The sequence below is a fragment of the Sulfuriroseicoccus oceanibius genome (genome assembly GCF_010681825.2).
Taxonomy (GTDB): domain Bacteria; phylum Verrucomicrobiota; class Verrucomicrobiia; order Verrucomicrobiales; family SLCJ01; genus Sulfuriroseicoccus; species Sulfuriroseicoccus oceanibius.
In genome coordinates this window covers 1430055-1446262 of the sequence record NZ_CP066776.1, presented here as the reverse complement: position 1 = coordinate 1446262, position 16208 = coordinate 1430055, and the positions used below count along the sequence as shown (strand labels likewise).

General features: G+C 57.8%; 13 protein-coding genes and 1 tRNA gene. 4 read left to right on the top strand and 10 right to left on the bottom strand.

What is annotated here, in order from left to right; all coding sequences use genetic code 11:
- Positions 1-12: 12 nt before the first annotated feature.
- The gene (locus G3M56_RS05710) at positions 13-207 is read right to left on the bottom strand and encodes a hypothetical protein (RefSeq protein ID WP_164362733.1); all 195 of its coding nucleotides are present in this window, start codon (positions 205-207) and stop codon (positions 13-15) included.
- A 490-nt stretch (positions 208-697) separates the two neighbouring features.
- Between G3M56_RS05710 and G3M56_RS05705 the strand changes: the two genes are divergently transcribed.
- Entirely contained in the window at positions 698-1303 is a 606-nt protein-coding gene (locus G3M56_RS05705; protein ID WP_164362731.1) for a rep family protein, read from the top strand.
- Between the two features lie 63 nt (positions 1304-1366).
- Here G3M56_RS05705 and G3M56_RS05700 read toward each other — a convergent pair whose 3' ends face one another.
- The 3 genes from G3M56_RS05700 to G3M56_RS05690 all read right to left on the bottom strand — a co-directional run bounded on the left by G3M56_RS05700 (position 1367) and on the right by G3M56_RS05690 (position 4203).
- Positions 1367-2944: a DUF262 domain-containing protein gene (locus G3M56_RS05700; RefSeq protein ID WP_164362729.1), complete on the bottom strand. Its 1578-nt coding sequence runs from the start codon at positions 2942-2944 to the stop codon at positions 1367-1369.
- A 137-nt stretch (positions 2945-3081) separates the two neighbouring features.
- On the bottom strand, positions 3082-3732 hold the full coding sequence (locus G3M56_RS05695) for a hypothetical protein (RefSeq protein WP_164362727.1): 651 nt from the start codon (positions 3730-3732) through the stop codon (positions 3082-3084).
- 397 nt (positions 3733-4129) lie between these two features.
- Positions 4130-4203, bottom strand: a tRNA-Pro gene (locus G3M56_RS05690).
- Positions 4204-4363: 160 nt separating this feature from the next.
- Between G3M56_RS05690 and G3M56_RS05685 the strand changes: the two genes are divergently transcribed.
- Complete coding sequence (locus G3M56_RS05685) at positions 4364-5425, top strand: lipoprotein N-acyltransferase Lnb domain-containing protein (RefSeq protein WP_164362725.1); 1062 nt, start codon at positions 4364-4366, stop codon at positions 5423-5425.
- Between the two features lie 762 nt (positions 5426-6187).
- On the opposite strand, the gene G3M56_RS05680 is transcribed toward G3M56_RS05685, so the two are convergent.
- The 6 genes from G3M56_RS05680 to murG all read right to left on the bottom strand — a co-directional run bounded on the left by G3M56_RS05680 (position 6188) and on the right by murG (position 15026).
- Positions 6188-8005 carry a cell division protein FtsZ gene (locus G3M56_RS05680; protein ID WP_164362723.1) on the bottom strand — a complete coding sequence of 606 codons (1818 nt, stop codon included), beginning with the start codon at positions 8003-8005 and terminating at the stop codon, positions 6188-6190.
- A 68-nt stretch (positions 8006-8073) separates the two neighbouring features.
- Positions 8074-9288 (bottom strand): cell division protein FtsA, encoded by a 1215-nt coding sequence (gene ftsA / locus G3M56_RS05675; RefSeq protein ID WP_164362722.1) that lies wholly within the window; start codon positions 9286-9288, stop codon positions 8074-8076.
- Positions 9289-9321: 33 nt separating this feature from the next.
- Positions 9322-10299, bottom strand: a complete 978-nt coding sequence (locus tag G3M56_RS05670; protein WP_235203610.1) for a cell division protein FtsQ/DivIB — start codon at positions 10297-10299, stop codon at positions 9322-9324.
- A 227-nt stretch (positions 10300-10526) separates the two neighbouring features.
- Complete coding sequence (locus G3M56_RS05665; protein ID WP_164362719.1) at positions 10527-11453, bottom strand: D-alanine--D-alanine ligase; 927 nt, start codon at positions 11451-11453, stop codon at positions 10527-10529.
- Between the two features lie 23 nt (positions 11454-11476).
- Positions 11477-13813 (bottom strand): UDP-N-acetylmuramate--L-alanine ligase, encoded by a 2337-nt coding sequence (gene murC / locus G3M56_RS05660; protein WP_235203609.1) that lies wholly within the window; start codon positions 13811-13813, stop codon positions 11477-11479.
- A 79-nt stretch (positions 13814-13892) separates the two neighbouring features.
- Positions 13893-15026, bottom strand: a complete 1134-nt coding sequence (gene murG, locus G3M56_RS05655; protein WP_164362717.1) for an undecaprenyldiphospho-muramoylpentapeptide beta-N-acetylglucosaminyltransferase — start codon at positions 15024-15026, stop codon at positions 13893-13895.
- Between the two features lie 254 nt (positions 15027-15280).
- On the opposite strand from murG, the gene rplM reads away from it, so the two are divergent.
- Both rplM and rpsI read left to right on the top strand, forming a co-directional pair.
- Positions 15281-15712, top strand: a complete 432-nt coding sequence (gene rplM / locus G3M56_RS05650; protein WP_164362715.1) for a 50S ribosomal protein L13 — start codon at positions 15281-15283, stop codon at positions 15710-15712.
- A 26-nt stretch (positions 15713-15738) separates the two neighbouring features.
- Complete coding sequence (gene rpsI / locus G3M56_RS05645; RefSeq protein ID WP_164362713.1) at positions 15739-16140, top strand: 30S ribosomal protein S9; 402 nt, start codon at positions 15739-15741, stop codon at positions 16138-16140.
- Positions 16141-16208 lie beyond the last annotated feature (68 nt).

Genomic DNA, 16208 nt, shown 5'->3' with positions numbered 1-16208 from the left:
AGATTCTGTCGCTCAATCACGCGGAGTGGATGCCTTGCCCGCTGCCTTCGGTAACGAAACCTCGCGCCCGTCACTCTCATCCAGAGGTAACAGCGAATCCCTCTCAGGACTCGATCGACGCGGCGACTTCGCCTCAACGGCAAAGCAGACAATGAAAATGCCAGCCAGACACATGCTGATAAGAATAGTGACTCCCAGAACGATCATGGCTGCAGCAAATCCACCCTTAATTTGAATTGGTCGGACACTACCGTGGCACCCACCCCGATGCGCCGCATATCAAACTCAAGACTGTGCATATTTCACCCAAACCCCACGCAAAACCGCAGGATTCACTCAATAATTAATCAATAGTACGCCGCACGTTACGCCAATCCCCGCCCACACGGACGCACCCCATTCCCACTGCGCGGAAATTACCCACAACCCCGCAAATCTTAGCAACCCACTCACCACCAACGCCCACCAAACCAAATCCCCTCACCCATCCACCACCCGCCACTAAAAAATCCGCATAGCAAAAATCGCGACAATCCTAGCAACGTGAAGCCAACCTCAGCCATCGCCACATTGCCCCGGGTAGACAGCCGGCCTCCGCCTCGCTTCCACTATTTCTCTCCGCACCCTGATCCTTGGGGTACGCGATGGCATCGGCGCACTGCATCGCCGGATCTCGAAACTCAACTACGAACCGTTCATGAAACGAGCTGGTGTGCAGATCGTTTTCCGATCCACAGAACTCGGAACCATGAAACGCCAGGAAGATCTGCCGACGTTCCACCTTCACGTGCACGCCATCGTCCAGATGACGCGCAAGCTACCAAAAGCTGAATGGTCATACTTGCTCCAGCGGGTTCGCGGATGGTGGAGACACCATTTCAAGGACTCGCAGGAAGTCCATCAAGCACGCGAGGTCTGCAAGTACGTCGTCAAGCCACCCGAGATCGAAGCTCTGAGCGGCGAGGAACTGAAAGCACTCTATGAGCAAACCTTCCGCCTCCACCTCGTCCAGTGCCTAGGTGCATTGAAAGATCAACGCAAGACCTTCGAGGAAAACGACACCATGCCCCGCAAGGAGAGCGAGCGATGGGTCGTCGTCAAAAACTGGAACGCAGGACGCGGCAAACCATCCACTTCCGGCAAGCCTTCCCGTAATTCCATCGTCTGCACTCTTGCACCCGCCGCCTACCTCACCAATATCAAAGAGCCAGCGGCGATCATCCTGAACTACTCCGACAAATCCATGATCCAACAGGACAAACTCGCCAGAGCTCGTGATGCCGCGCTACTAGGACATTACTGAACGCCGAGTGCATACGCGAAAGCCGGCGCGGCGCGCTGACCAGAGTGGCATGACACGTCTTGTTCAGCCTGATGTTTTACCGGTTCGCATTAGATTATTCGCAATATCCTTTAGGAGGTCAGCGCGTTTCGCTACAAAGTCAGCAAAAGGTAAAGTGCCTTGTCTTCCATCTTCAGGGATAACTGCAGAATCAAAGATGGCATCTTTATGAGCATCAGGCATATCTCTGAAATAATCCTTGGGATCTTTATCACTTATAGAATTATTTTCCGAGGCCGAAAGAAAACAAATATTAGCTATTATGTTAGCATCGTGAAAAGTCTTCCCTTTCGAAATTAGAAAGGCTTTTGGGTAGATGTGATGAAACTGTCTAGCATTATAAGAGGACAATACAGTCCCCAGGTCAATTTCGGATCCACTTAGAAATGACAAAGGCCTCATCTGCGCCATTAGGCAAAGCGCCGCTTTGGCTGCCGTAGAATTAATTCTCCAAGAGCGACTAAAAAGATCATCTGGAATGCTAGGAGGCGGTGAATCAAACGGACTTTCGCCGCGTGAAACACCTTTTAACTTTTCAATATCCTCTAGAGCCAAGCGATTTGTCCCTGCTTTATACCTCAACGAGAGAGCGCACTGCCAAAACCACTTTTTCAGTTGATCCAACTGCACCGCATTCGGCTTAGGCATTTCCGCATAGAAAAACACAATAGGTATGATCATGATCGGAAACGGAAGGAAAATCACATTCTTGATTTTCAGCTGCCCCTCCAAAAAGTCTACTGTCGAAAGTATTGCAGATTTTAGAGTCGCGACATTCTCAATCAACACATCGGAATCTATATCTACCAAATCATCGGAATCGAGTGTACCCACCGTAAGCACGGCAAGCATGCGCATGACCAAGGACTGATCAATTTGTTCGTATCCTTTATCTCCAAGCCTATCCAATAGCGATTCTATCTCTCTTCTGAGGTCGAACTTATCAGACCACGTCCACGCCGCTAGCAACTCTAGGTTGCTAAGAGCAGTTCCCGATGAATTTATTCGCTGAAAAATACTGCACACCTCCTTGTTGCTCCGCTCTTTGATTGTAACGACTGGAAATTCATAGTCTTTGAACGCTTCCGTTACCCTCGCTATTCTTTCTTTCTGCCTATCGTTAAATCTTGGAAGCTCTCGCAGTAACTTCGTTGTGTCGAGCATGGAGTTAAGGTGAATCTTATCTTTTCCATCTGCGGCCAGGTGGTGAACAAACGAGTCCTCGTCTGGAATGTAGCAGATGTTAAACCTGTCAGCTAAGTTCGGGTCTGCAGTGTTATCGCAGGAATAGAATACGCCATATAGGGTCGTCAATCTTTGCTGACCATCTAATATGTAATTGACCGGATAATCCTCTGGAGTTTCCGGCAGTTTAAATCCGCCTACATCCCTTTCATGTTTCAGCTCTTCATGTGTTGTCCACATCAAAAGAGAGCCAACTGGATACCCTCTATAGATCGAGTCAAGTAGGCTGACAATTTGTTCATCTGTCCAGATATATTGACGCTGAAATACGGGGATTTTAATATTGCCGCGCTCGACATCCGATAAAAGAGAAGCTAAGCGGGGGCTCGAAGGGGTTATTTTCTTTAATGATGCCATTTCTTAATTTTTGCTGAACGTCGAAGTCCTCTCACACCTACCCGAGGGCCAGGCTTCGACTGTGGGTTAAAGTTGTAGAGGTCATGACGGCTGAAACTCGCGGCAGGGCAGTGTTGAGAGCGACGCCTTGTTCTCTGTTAGAGTTTGGAGTCGATCAGGTCACAATAGCTGCCATACGCTTTGAGAAACCTGTGGAACCAGCGATCGTCATCATTACTCGTTGTAGGATAGTCACTCAAGATTCGTCCCGGCCCGGCCCCCTTACGCGCTGCCGGCGGAACACCCAGAGCGTTGTGTAGCTTAATGAGCTGTTGCTTGGCGTTTTCAGACGGATGTGCGATTCGGTTCCTGACGCGGTGCGCATGTGAAAGCCAGTCGTAGTGATCTTGGGGCAATGTATCCTTAATGTTCGCGAGGAAGTGGGTCTTACCGAATAATGCTTTGGAACGATTCACGATCATTGGTGGAGCTGCCCAACCCATGACACCCTGAAGACCCCGATCGATATGCCCCGACACGTTCTTCGCCAATTTAGCTTGAACTCCAAACTGCTTTCGAACTGCCAAGAGAAAGGCTTCCTGCGAGAATGCCTCAAAGGCCGCTGCCGTCTCGAAGAATATGAAAATCGTGAGATCCCGTTTGTCGGCGTTTGGCAACGGTCGAGAAGTTCCATTGTCATTCCACGTTCCCTGTTCGTGAAGCTTCTTTCGAAGATCACCGTTGCGAGAAATGGCGTCGCGCATTTCTTTAAGAATGCGCGTTTTCCTCGGCGTGATATCGGTGGCCATATTTTCAGAGAAGAGGGTGATAACACGGGGGGAGTGTGTTCTGGAGGGGAAAATGCACGACAATGTTCATCGAGTCAAGGGTTCGCTAGGTTCCCGCAGAAGCGACGAGGACAACCGGCCGCACCCCGATTGCCCCTATTTAGCTTCACCCTACTACCGTAACTGCTCGGACTCGGTTGACGCCCCGAGTTAACGGCGAACACGTACACCGACGAACGGGCGCTCAGCCTGAAACACGACGTCGAGAAGCTGCCCGCACTACACCAAAAGCGCGCACAGATATGCGCACAGATTTGTGTCAAAACTGGTCGTAACCAGTCGCATCGCAGAAAACAGGGAATTGTTGCGAATGCGCTGGAACCCCTTAAAAACAAGGGATTAGAAGCCCTTCAGTCAGTCGGGTTGACAGGATTTGAACCTGCGACCCCTACACCCCCAGTGTAGTGCGCTGCCAGACTGCGCCACAACCCGTAGACTGAGTGGGCGGACTATGCCCTAGGGGAGAGGATTGTCGCAAGTGAAAATCGGCCCAAATCGGCAGGAAAAAAACAGATCGAAGCCATCGGCGAGGAGGGCTGGATCACATTGGGGATTGGCTCGGATGCGGCGGGCTGGCATGGTGCGGGAAGCCATGAGTACACCGAGGGATCGCATTGCCACTATTTGCCGGAAGTCCGCCCAGGGGATGATGGCATTGGTTACCCTGCTGGCAGCGGCATGGACGGTGGGCGCGCTTGTGTTCGACGGCCCGGGCGCGCCCTGCGGTGCGCTCAACTGGGTACTGGCCGCGCTGTGGGCGGCGGGCACCGTGGTCGCCGCGCTCAAGCTGCGCGTCATCCCAGGCATTGCGCTGCGCATCCTCGCGTGCTGCTTTGTGGTTTGGTTAGGCTGGCTGACGATCCGCCCCTCCAACGACCGCGAATGGAAGCCGGAGTTTGAGATGACCGGCTACGTCACGATGGACGGTAACCAGCTCACCTTCCACCACGTGCGCAATTTCGACTACACCGAATCCGGAGACGCCCTCCCCCACTGGGAAACCCGCAAGCATCATCTCGACCAGCTCATCGGGGCCGACATCATCATCGATGCCTTTGGCGGCGATTTGATGGCGCATCCGATCATTAGCTTCGACTTCGGCGAGGAAGGGCGGCTCGCGCTCTCCATCGAAACCCGGCGCGAGGTGGGCGAGTCCTACTCCGCCATTGGCGGGCTCTACAAAATGTTCGAGCTCCAGTACATCTTCGGCGACGAAGCGGACTTCGTCCGCGTGCGCACCAACGTCCGCGACGAGCCCTGCTACATCTACCGCTTCAACGCACCCGCCGAACGCGCGCGCGAACTCCTGCTCGACTGCATCAACGCGCAAAACCACCTCAAGGAGCACCCGCAGTGGTACAACGCGATCACCGCCAACTGCACGACCAGCTACCGAGCCCAAACTCCGGCGGAACAGCGCGCCAGCTTCGACCTCCGCATTCTCATCAACGGCAAGCTCGACCAGATGCTCTACGAACGCGGAGCTCTGGTCACCGGAGATCTCCCATTCGCCGCGCTGCGCGAGCAGGCATTCATCAACAAAGACGCACAAGCCCACCCTCGCGCCGATGGGTTCAGCGACGCAATCCGACGCGGCCGCGTTGGCTTCACCAAGCCACCGCTGGATGCGCCTGCAGCACCTCCCTCCCGTTAGGGGCCACGCAGGACACCAACACGGAGGCCGGACGCGCGACGTGGCTATCCCCTCATCTTCTTAAGCCCCATCGCCGTCAATTCCTTCCTGAAAGTGAGACGCAAACCAGCCCAGGGTGACGGGAGCCTCAGGCGACCACACCCTGGGATATCCCACGCCGACGCAGCCGAGGCCAAGCCTGCGACGCAGCCAAAGCGCATCCCCCACCCGCCGGCCACTCCCGACACGACGACACCCCCTAAGTTAGTGCGATTCCCCCGCCCCCAAGATTTCAGCGGTCGGTCCACCCCGCCTCGGCAAACGCGTCGTAGATCATCTTCTCCGTAGTGGACGCACCCGGCGTCCAGTCGGTCATGCGTCAGGTGAACCCATATTGGTTCGATGATCTGGCGGCCGGATCCACATCCAGCCCATTGATCCGGACGGTAGGACTCCCGATGAACCGATGCTTCCAAACGTCCTCGTCCGTCTTGACCTCAATTTGTTCGATCAAGATTTCGAGCCCGGCCTGTTTCGCACATTCCCCGACGAGAGCGACCGCTCCCGGAGTGGTGGCTCATCCGTCAGCGTGGAGCACCGTGACAACTCTCGTCACCGGCTTTGAGGCCACATTTGATCCGGGATCGCCATCCCCCGCCCGCTCGTTGCAACCAAAAGCCAGCAACACAACGACGGCAAAAATGGGCAGGAGCGCACGCATCATCTCAGTCTCACGGGAAAGAAAAACGGGCGCCCGTACTCGGAGCGCCCGTTAGGATTGATTTAGCGTCGGTTGCGCTTGCGCAGGAAGGCCGGTGTGTCCAGATCCTCGCCATCGACGATGGTTGGCTCCGACTTGGCGAATCGCCCGCCATCGCTGGCTGGTCGGTCGAGCTCAAGCTGCGACTGCGTTCCCGGCAGCGGCGCCTCGTCGTCATCGGCCACATCGTCGAACCCGGCAGCCTCGAACGGCCCACCCGACTCGTCGATCTCCTCGGAGCGCAGGTTCACCGGCACTGTGTTGTCGCCCTCCAACTGGTTGAAAAACTCCTCCTCAGGTTCCGGCTCCGGAGTTGGCTCGGCCTGGTAGAGGACCGGCTCTTCAGGTTCGACAGTCTCCTCGAAGTCATCGAAACCAGCTACCGAGTCGTCGACCACGGTCGCGACAATTTCTTCTTCTACTTCCGGCTCAAATTGTTCGGCCACCGGCTCTGGCTCAGGTTCGGCGACTTCTTCTTCCGGCTGTTCGAAAATGGATTCCACCGCAGCGGCTTCCTCGACTTCTGGTTCTTCTTCAGCCTCTACTGCAGGGGCATCGAACAAACCGACCTCAGGCGAGGCTGGCTCTTCCATTTCGTCCTGGGCAAAGAGCGAATCGCCCACAGCCTCCGGCTCCACCTCTGGCTCCGGTTGCTCGACCGGCAATTCAGCGGCCTCGACCACTTCCGACTCGACTGCTACTGGAGCTTCCTCCACGACATCTTCAACCGGTGCTTCTTCTGCGACGGGCTCGTCCTCCACAGACTCCTCGGCCACCGGTGCCGGGGATTCCACCACACCGCGCACGACCGCCGCGATTGGTTCGACCGCCGGTTTGGTCTGCACTTCCTCTTCCTGCGGCTCACCGTGAGCCAACGAACTGAACAAAGTCACCGACAGCTCCTTCTTCATCGACGGATCCACCGCCGCACCGAACAGCAACTGCGCGTCGGCAGGCACACTCTTGGCCAACTCGCGCATCAAGCCGTCGATCTCATGCAGTCGCAGGTCTTCGCCACCGGTGACGTGCACCAGGATATTGCGAGCCGACGAGAACATTTTACCCTTCATCAAGAGCGGACTGTTGAGTGCCTTGCGCAGAGCTTCCTTGCCACGCTTGTCGCCGCTGGCACGCCCCGAGCCGAACAAACAACGCGAATCCGAATTGCGCAGCGCGGTGAGCAAGTCGTCCAAGCCAATCTTGATCAAGCCCGGGCGGGTGACCAAGTTGGACACACCACGCACGCTCTCAGCGATCAAGTTGTCCGCCGCTTCGAACGCGCGCTGGATCCCCTCGCTCTCGACGATGAGCTCACCCATGCGGTCGTTGTCGAAGGTGATCAATGCATTGGCCTCGCGGCGCATTTCTTGCAACGCCTGCTCCGCCTGCTCCTGACGACGCCCGCCCTCGAAACGGAATGGCATGGTCGCGAAAGCCACGACAAATGCACCGGCCTCACGTGCGATGCGCACGACTTCCGGTGCCGCACCCGATCCGGTACCACCGCCCAAGCCAGCGCAAACGAAGACCATGCGGTGACCACTGACTTCCGCCAGAATGTCATCCGTCGCCTCGATCGCCGCGCGACGACCGATCTCAGGGTCGCCACCCGCGCCCAGACCGTGGGTCAACTTCTTGCCCAACTGCACGCGCTCGGTTGTCACAGTGTTGGCCAGAGCACGCACGTCGGTGTGCAGCGCCAGCAACCCGGCGCCTTCCATCGACTCCATCGCCAGGCGGTCGATCACATTGATGCCGGCACCTCCGACACCGATGACTTTGGCGGCGGTTGCCGATGCACTTGGGATCTCGCGTTGTGGGTTGCTTGAAAACTCGATCATGATTCTAATAGGTAAAGTGTAACGAAACGACAGAGCATGGCCGGTTCACCACCCGCCATGATGCGTGCTTAGCGGCGCGAAAACACACTCTTCAAGCGCCCGATCAAGCCGCCCTTCTTGGCACGATAAGCCTCGTCGTCCTGCATCTGCGCGTAGCGGATCAATCCAATCGCGGTGGAGTAGCACGGATCCTCAAAGGTTGCCGTCAGGCCGCTGACATGCTTCGAGCTCGAGCGGTGCACCGGCATCCGGAAGATCTCTTCCGCCAAGCGGTCGATCCCGCGCATCTTGCTGGTGCCCCCGGTGAGGAACACACCAGCGCCCACACCGTCGAAGCCATTGCGGGCCTCGAGCTGGTCGTAGAGCAACTCAAAGGTCTCACCAAGTCGCGCGTTGATGATGGAGTCGAGCAACTCGCGCTCAACGTCACGGCCAACGAACCCAGTATCGTCCGGCATCGAAATGATCTCAGACACGCCCGGATCGCCAGGGATTGCGCAGCCCTCTTCGCACTTGAGCAGCTCGGCCTTGGAAAGTGGAATCTTGAGCACCGACGCGATGTCGTTGGTGATGTGGTCGCCACCGACTGGAATGCATCCGCTGTCGACAATCACACCATCCTTGTACAATGCGAAGTCCGTGGTGCCTCCGCCGATATCAATCATCAGCGCGCCACGGTTCTTGGACTCGCGGCTGAGCACGACTTGCGACGAAGCCAGCGGCGCGAAGACAACTTCCTCAACTTCCACCGGGATCTCACGCACACAGCGGATCGGATTCTGCACCCGGCTCTTGATGCCGTGGATGATGTGATAGTCCGCCTCCAGCTTTTCGCCGATGCGGCCGACGGGGTCGAGAATGCGCTCCTGGCCATCGACGTGGTAATGCTGCAAAACCCCGTGCATGAAGACATTCTCTTTCGGAATGGTCACCTCACGCGCAATGTTCTTCACCTCGTCGACATCCTCGTCAGTGATCTCACTATCGTCGTCCGGAATCCGCAAACAACCGCGGTTGTTGCAGGACTCGATATGGCCGCCGGTCACGCTGAGGAACACATTGCGGATCATCACATCACTGCGCTCCTCGGCTCGTAACAAAGCATCGTGAAGACACGTCTGAACCGTCTCAAAATCGACAATCTCTCCTTTTCTCACCCCTCGTGACGGGGTGGTACCCACACCGAGAATCTTGATCGCGCCATCGGGATTCACTTCCCCCACGACCACACAAATCTCGGTTGTACCGATCTCTAATCCAACGTAAATCTGCGACCTTGCCATCAGTGCTTTTTGTGCATGAGATTGGGGCGGAAATCAACCGCGATTCAGTATCGCACGCAGATCATTTTCAACCGACGGTCGGGAACCTGCCGGAACTTGGGTGGAAACACCCGGACCAAACCGCTTCTCCAGCTCGGCTGGATCCACGACCCGTGGGCGGGGCGGACGACTTTCACGCTGCTGCAATGAGGAACTACGACCTCTGCGAACACCTGAATAGCCACTCTTCCGCTCAAAAAATTGCACCGGCACATTGTGCTGCGCCAATAGGTTCACCCGCCACGAACGACCATCGTCCGCACCGCGGCTCAACTCGGCAAACGCGTAGGCAAACCGCTCCATGTCGGTTTCCACATCATCCACTGAGATGATCGCTTCCTCACCGGACTCAAGAACGACCAGCAACGAGTAATCATTCACAGCTCGGATCTCGGTGATCGACGTGCGCTGCGGCATCAGTTGCTCGCCCCCTTCCGACAACGCTTCGAGCGCACTCAGCAGCAAGGGCGAATCAATAGGACGGCCGGTCACCACCGCCGGAATGTCCGCCACCTCGATGACGGGAAAGGACATGTACTCAACCCTCAGCCGATCACAGGCCACCGCGTAGCCCTCGGCATCCACCAACTGGCCGCAGGTCGAACTGCGCGGACGAATCCCAAGTTGCGGGCACGACAACCAAGCCACCGGCTGGCGTTCCTTCAACTCGATCACCAAGGTCCCTGGAAGCTCTCTGGAAATTCTGGCATCGGCGACTGTCGGCAACTCCGTCTCGAGCGTGCGTTCCATCTCCGCCAAATCCAACATGAGCAAATTCTCAATCCGCCCGTTCTCCTCCAGCTTCTCCATCACCTTGGCGCGGCCGGTTTTGCCATTGGTCGAAAACTCCACATGCCTCAACGCAAAGTGGTCGTTGCGGAACAACATGCGGTGAAACGCGTGCTTCACCATCACCACACTCAACAACAACGCGAGCAGGATCAGACCACCTTTGAAAAGGGATCGCGCCAAAATCGCACGTCGCACCCCCTTCCCCCGCTTGGAGTCGGCACGCACATTCAACACGACGGAATCACGACGGGCACTCCGGGATGGGAGCGACCGCGTGCGCGTGCGGGTGCGTGTCTGGGTTGTACGGCGGGTGGGCATCGGGGTTGTTTGTAGACAACCACCAAAAATCACCAAGCGACTATATGCCCCAGGTGATTCCAGGTGAATTGGTTAAGACTATTTCACAATCAACCAGCCTTTTGAATAGATAATTCAATAATTTTCAAACACAGATCAGCAAATTCCAGCCCATCCACACGTGCCGCCTTCGGCAACAAGCTGCTCTCCGTCATTCCCGGGATGGTATTTGCCTCGAGAACCCACGGATTTCCGTCCGCATCGAGCAACACATCGACCCGTGAATACACCTCGATCCCAAGCGACTGGTGCGCTTTCACCGCAGCTTCCTGCACGCGCTGAGTCACTTCCGGAGTGAGGTCTGCCGGGCAATAATAGTCCGTCCCACCCGATCCACCCATCCAAGGGTATTTGTTCGCCATGTCGTAGAACCCGGAGCGGGGGCAAATGTGCACCACAGGCAACGCGCGCCCGTCGAGCACACCGACCGTCAGTTCTTTGCCGCTGATCATCTGCTCGACCAACACCTCGTCACCATACTTTGCCGCATCGTCGAGCGCAGGCTGCAGGCCGGCTTCGTCGTGCACCAAATGCACGCCCACACTCGACCCCTCGCGCGCCGGCTTGACCACCAACGGCACGGACATCTGCGGGCGCTCACCCGGCTTCAAAATCTCACAAGCAGGAGTCGGCACCCCTGCGGCGACAAATGCCTTCTTGGACTCGACCTTGTCGAACGCGAGCTCGCTGGATGCCACACCGGCACCCGTCAGCGGTACGCCGAGCCCCTCCATCACGCGCTGCAGCTCACCATCCTCACCAAAGGTGCCATGGATCACGTTCACCGCCACCACTGTGCCCTCAGGCAGCACCACATCGCGCCCGGTCACATCCACCGGCACCGCGTTGTAGCCCGCGCCCGTCAGCGCTTCGACCACGCTCTTGCCAGATGCCAGAGACACCCCGCGCTCACTGCCAGGGCCGCCCATCAGCACGGCAATCACATCCTCTTTGGAAATCGTTTGGTCACAACTCATCTGCGTCTAGTCCCGTCTAATCGTTAAAAGTTCACTTCGTCCTCTCCGATGATCTGCACTTCTGTCTCCATCTCGATGCCGCGCGACGCACGGGCCTCGGATTTAATGCGCTCGATCAACTGCAGCATTTCACGTGCCGTCCCGCCGCCTTCGTTCACAATAAAGTTCCCGTGGATATCCGACACGCGGATTTTCCCGACGGACGAGCCTTTCATACCCAGCTCATCGACCAGCTTTCCGGCAGGACACGGCTCCGGGTTCTTGAAGATACAACCGGCACTCGCCGCCACCGGCTGGCTCGACTTCCGCTTGTCTTTGGACTCGGCAATGAGTTCATCGATCGCATCGCGATCTCCCTCCTGCCCTTCGAACGTGGCCGCCAACGCGTACTCGTCGACCAATTCCGCCACATTGCGGTACTGCGCCACCATCTTGGAGGCAGGCCGCCATTCGAGTTCGCCTTTGCGGTTGATCAGCAGCACGGAGACCACCTGATCAAAGGTCGATGTCCCCATGGCCCCCGCGTTCATTCGCAAGCCACCGCCGACGTTTCCTGGAATCCCCTCCATCCACTCGAAGCCGGCAATCCCCTGGTCGCGTGCAACCGCAGTCAGCTTCTTGAAGCGCGTTCCGACACCCGCCGTGATCCGAGTGCCGCTCGTTTTCACCTCGGAAAACTCGCCACCATTCGGGTGAATCACCACGCCCGGGATGCCACCATCGCGCACCAGCAGGTTCGAGCCACGACCGACCACACGCACCGGGATTTCATGCTCGCGGCAATAACGCACAATACCGGCAAAACCGTCGAAAGTCGTCGGCTCAACCCAGAACTGGGCAGGCCCGCCGATCCGAATGGTCGTGTGCTTTTTCATCGGCTCGTACAGCCGCGCCTTCATCTCACTCTCCCCGCTGGCAGCAACCAGCGACTCCAACGTCTTCAAATCGCGCGCCAAAGGCACCGCGCACTCGTGCACGTTGCCCGCTCCCAATGTGATCAACATGTCACCAGGCCGCGCCAGGTTGCCAATCGTCAAACGGGCTTGCTTCAAAGTCGGCACGTATTGCGCACGCACGGTCAGATCATCGCGTTGGGCACACTCACCCACGGCGTCGGCAACGGTCTGCCCTGTGATCCCTGGGATTGGTTGTTCGCTCGCTGGGTAGATATCAGAGACCACCAATTGATCCGCCATCCAGAACGAGCGACCGAACTCATCGCGCAGACGCTGGGTGCGGCTGTAGCGATGCGGCTGGAACAAGGTCAGAATCCGCTGTGGGTTCAAGGCACGCGCCGCCTCCATCGTCGCGGCGATCTCCGTCGGATGGTGCCCGTAGTCATCGACCACCGAAAAGCGCTCGCTGCGGTAGCGCGACTCAAACCTACGCCGCGCTCCGTGGAAGGTGCGCAATGCATCGCGGATGGCTGCGGCGTCCACCCCCAGGTCCTGCGCCACGGCGATCGCCGCCATTGCGTTGAGCACGTTGTGGCGCCCGGGTACACCGAGCAAAAACTCACCGAGATCTTCGCCATTGCGCACCACATTGAAGGCCGTCTCGCGTCGGTTGAAGTGCACGTTGGTGGCGTACAGATCACAATCCTCATCCCAGCCGTAGCTCACCGTGCGCTCGCGGCCACGGCACAGCGCCGCCGCGTTGGCATCCGCCCCGCAGAAATAAACCGTGCCGGACGTCTGGTCGCAGAGGGTTTTGAAAACCTGATTGATCTCATCGAGCCCCGAATAGAAGTCGAGGTGTTCTTCTTCAATGTTGAGCAAAATGGTGTGCTCCGGGTGGTACTTCACCAGCGTCCCGTCACTTTCGTCGCCCTCGGCCACGAAGTAGCCGCCATTCTCTGCAACGTGTGCGTTGGTCCCCAGCACGGGGATCTCCGCCCCGACATAGTGCCCGGATTCCACCTTGCCGGTGCGCAGCACATGAGCCGTCAGCGACGAGGTTGTCGTCTTGCCATGCGTTCCCGCCACCACCACGCCGCGTCGTGCATTGAGCACCGCAGCCAGAGCATCAGCCCGCCGCACCATCGGCAGCCCGGCCGCAGCCGCGGCGTCGTACGCCACATTGCCCGGACGGATCGCCGACGAATAAATCACGATGTCCGCTCCGTTCACACTCGCTGGTGTCTGCGGCGACGTGAACCGCAACCCCAATCCCTGCAAGCGCTCGACTTCCGCCGAACTCACCCGGTCGGACCCGCTCACCGCATGCCCGAGCTCGAGCATCATCCCCGCGATCCCGCTCATCCCCGAACCCGCCACACCAATCAAATGCACGTCCAACCTCCGGTCACCGGAGGCCAGGGAGTTCATCAATTCAAGTGGAGCGGAGGTAGGATCAGACATGCGGTAGACTTCCTTCAGATGCCGAATCAGGTCAAGGCTGCATCCCGCACAGATCCGCGGGCAGTCGCAGATTTTTGCATCACTTCCCAACCAACAAGTCGGCAATTTCAGCCTCCGGGGAATCAACGCCCAACGCGCGCATCGCGGCGCCCATCTTAGCCCGCTCCGCATCCGAATCCGCCCAGCGGATCAAGGTCGCCGCCAGATGCGCCGGAGTCAGATCCTTCTCATCCATCACCTCACCCGCCCCCCGGCTGGTATAGTATTCGGCATTCACCCGCTGATGGTCCTCGGCCGCATAGGGGTAAGGCACGAGAATGGCCGGCAAGCCGACTGCGGAAAACTCAGTCAACGAAGACGCCCCGGCACGAGCCAACACAAAGTCCGCCGCGATCAGAGCATCCTCCATCCGGTCACAGAATGGCAAGACAGCCACCCGCTGCGCGAGTTGGCCCGCCATTTCACGCACTTCGGCCTCGGCGGAGGCACCAGAGATCCAAAGCACCTGCAGCGCCTCATCCGGCACGTCTTTCAAGGCCTCACCGAGCCCACGGTTCAGCGCCCGCGCCCCCTGGCTCCCACCGGTCACCAACAGAGTCACCCGGTCAGGCAGCAATCCGAACGACTCACGAGCCGCGGCCCGTTGCTCGTCGGAAGCACCAGCCGCGCCCCGCACCGCATCGCGCACAGGTGTCCCCACCATCTTGGCCGGACGGTTCGGAAAGTGAGCCGCAGCAGCCTCCATTCCAATAAACACCTCATTACAAAACCGAGCGGCAATTCGGTTCGCCTTGCCCGGCAACGCATTCGAATCGTGCACGTAGGTCGGCAGCTTGAGCTGGTTGCCCGCCATCACCGGCGGCAACGAGGTGAAGCCTCCCATTCCCAAAACCGCGGAAACACCACGCTTACGGATCAACCGCCGACACATCCCAAGCGACTTGAGAAACTTCCACACGAATACCGGAAATTTCAGCGACAACAGCTTCGGCATCCCCACCGCTGGCAAGGACAGAAACTCCAGATCCGGGTACGCGGCCGACGCCGTCTCATCGATCTTCTTGCCAGAAATCAACAACAGCGGCCGGTGCCCGCGCGCCACCAACTCCTGCGCCACGGCAATCCCGGGAAACAAATGCCCACCGGTGCCGCCACAGGCAATCAATACACTTCGCCCGCTGCGGGCCGGACTAGAGGAATCTTTACGCGTCATCTGCTCGATCATTTTTCTATCGCTGCACGATACAACAACAGCCAACACGCCGGAGCCAGCACCAAATCACACGCAATACACCATCCCCACACGCCGCACGCCCCACCAACCTGCCGTCGCAAAACCGCGGAATCCGCCGTTAATCAACCACTTTCCCACGATTCTGTGAATGATTCTTTTTGACACTGGGGTGGAAATGCATAGGTTTCGCACTCGCTCCCTGCCGGAGCAGTCTAATTTTCTCAATTGAAGGCATGAAAACGTTCTCAGCGAAGGCACAAGAAATCGACCGTAAATGGCACGTCATCGACGCCGAGGGTAAAGTCCTCGGTCAGGTGGCTGTGGCCGCCGCCCGCCTCCTGCGCGGCAAGCACAAGGCAATCTTCACACCACACGTCGACACCGGCGATTTCGTTGTGATCATCAACGCAGAGAAGGTTGTGCTCACTGGTAAGAAAGAGCAGCAGAAGCAGTACGTCCGTCACTCCGGCTACGTCGGTGGTAAGAAGGTCGACACCGTTGCTGAACTCCGCGCAAGCAAGCCAGAGCGCATCGTCGAGATGGCAGTCAAGGGCATGATCCCTCACAACCGCCTCGGTCGCCAGATCTTCTCGAAACTGAAGGTCTACGCCGGCAACGAGCACCCACACGAAGCTCAGTCCCCTGCTGAGTACACCGTCGCCTAGTAATCACCTTCCAATCCAATTTCATCATGAGCGAAGCAACGACGAACACCATCTGCGCAACCGGACGCCGCAAAACCGCGGTAGCACGCGTTCGCCTTCAGCCAGGAACCGGCGAGATCACCATCAACGGCCGTGCCTTCGAAGACTACTTCGGCACCGTCACACTGCAGAACGCAGTGCTCGCCCCACTCCAACTGACCGAGTCTCTCAAGAAGTACGACCTCGCAGTCAACACCCACGGCGGTGGACTCAGCGGCCAGGTCGGTGCCATCCAGCTTGGCATCGCCCGTGCTCTGATTCAGTTCGACGCTGAGCTTCGCCCAGCCCTCAAGGCTGCCGGCTTCCTTCGCCGCGACCCTCGCATGAAGGAGCGTAAGAAGGCAGGTCAGCCAGGCGCACGTAAGAAGTTCCAGTTCTCCAAGCGTTAATCGGACCTTCCAGGGATTTTCCCTACAAAACCTGTTCCGCAGATTCTGCGGAGCAGGTTTTTTTGTGC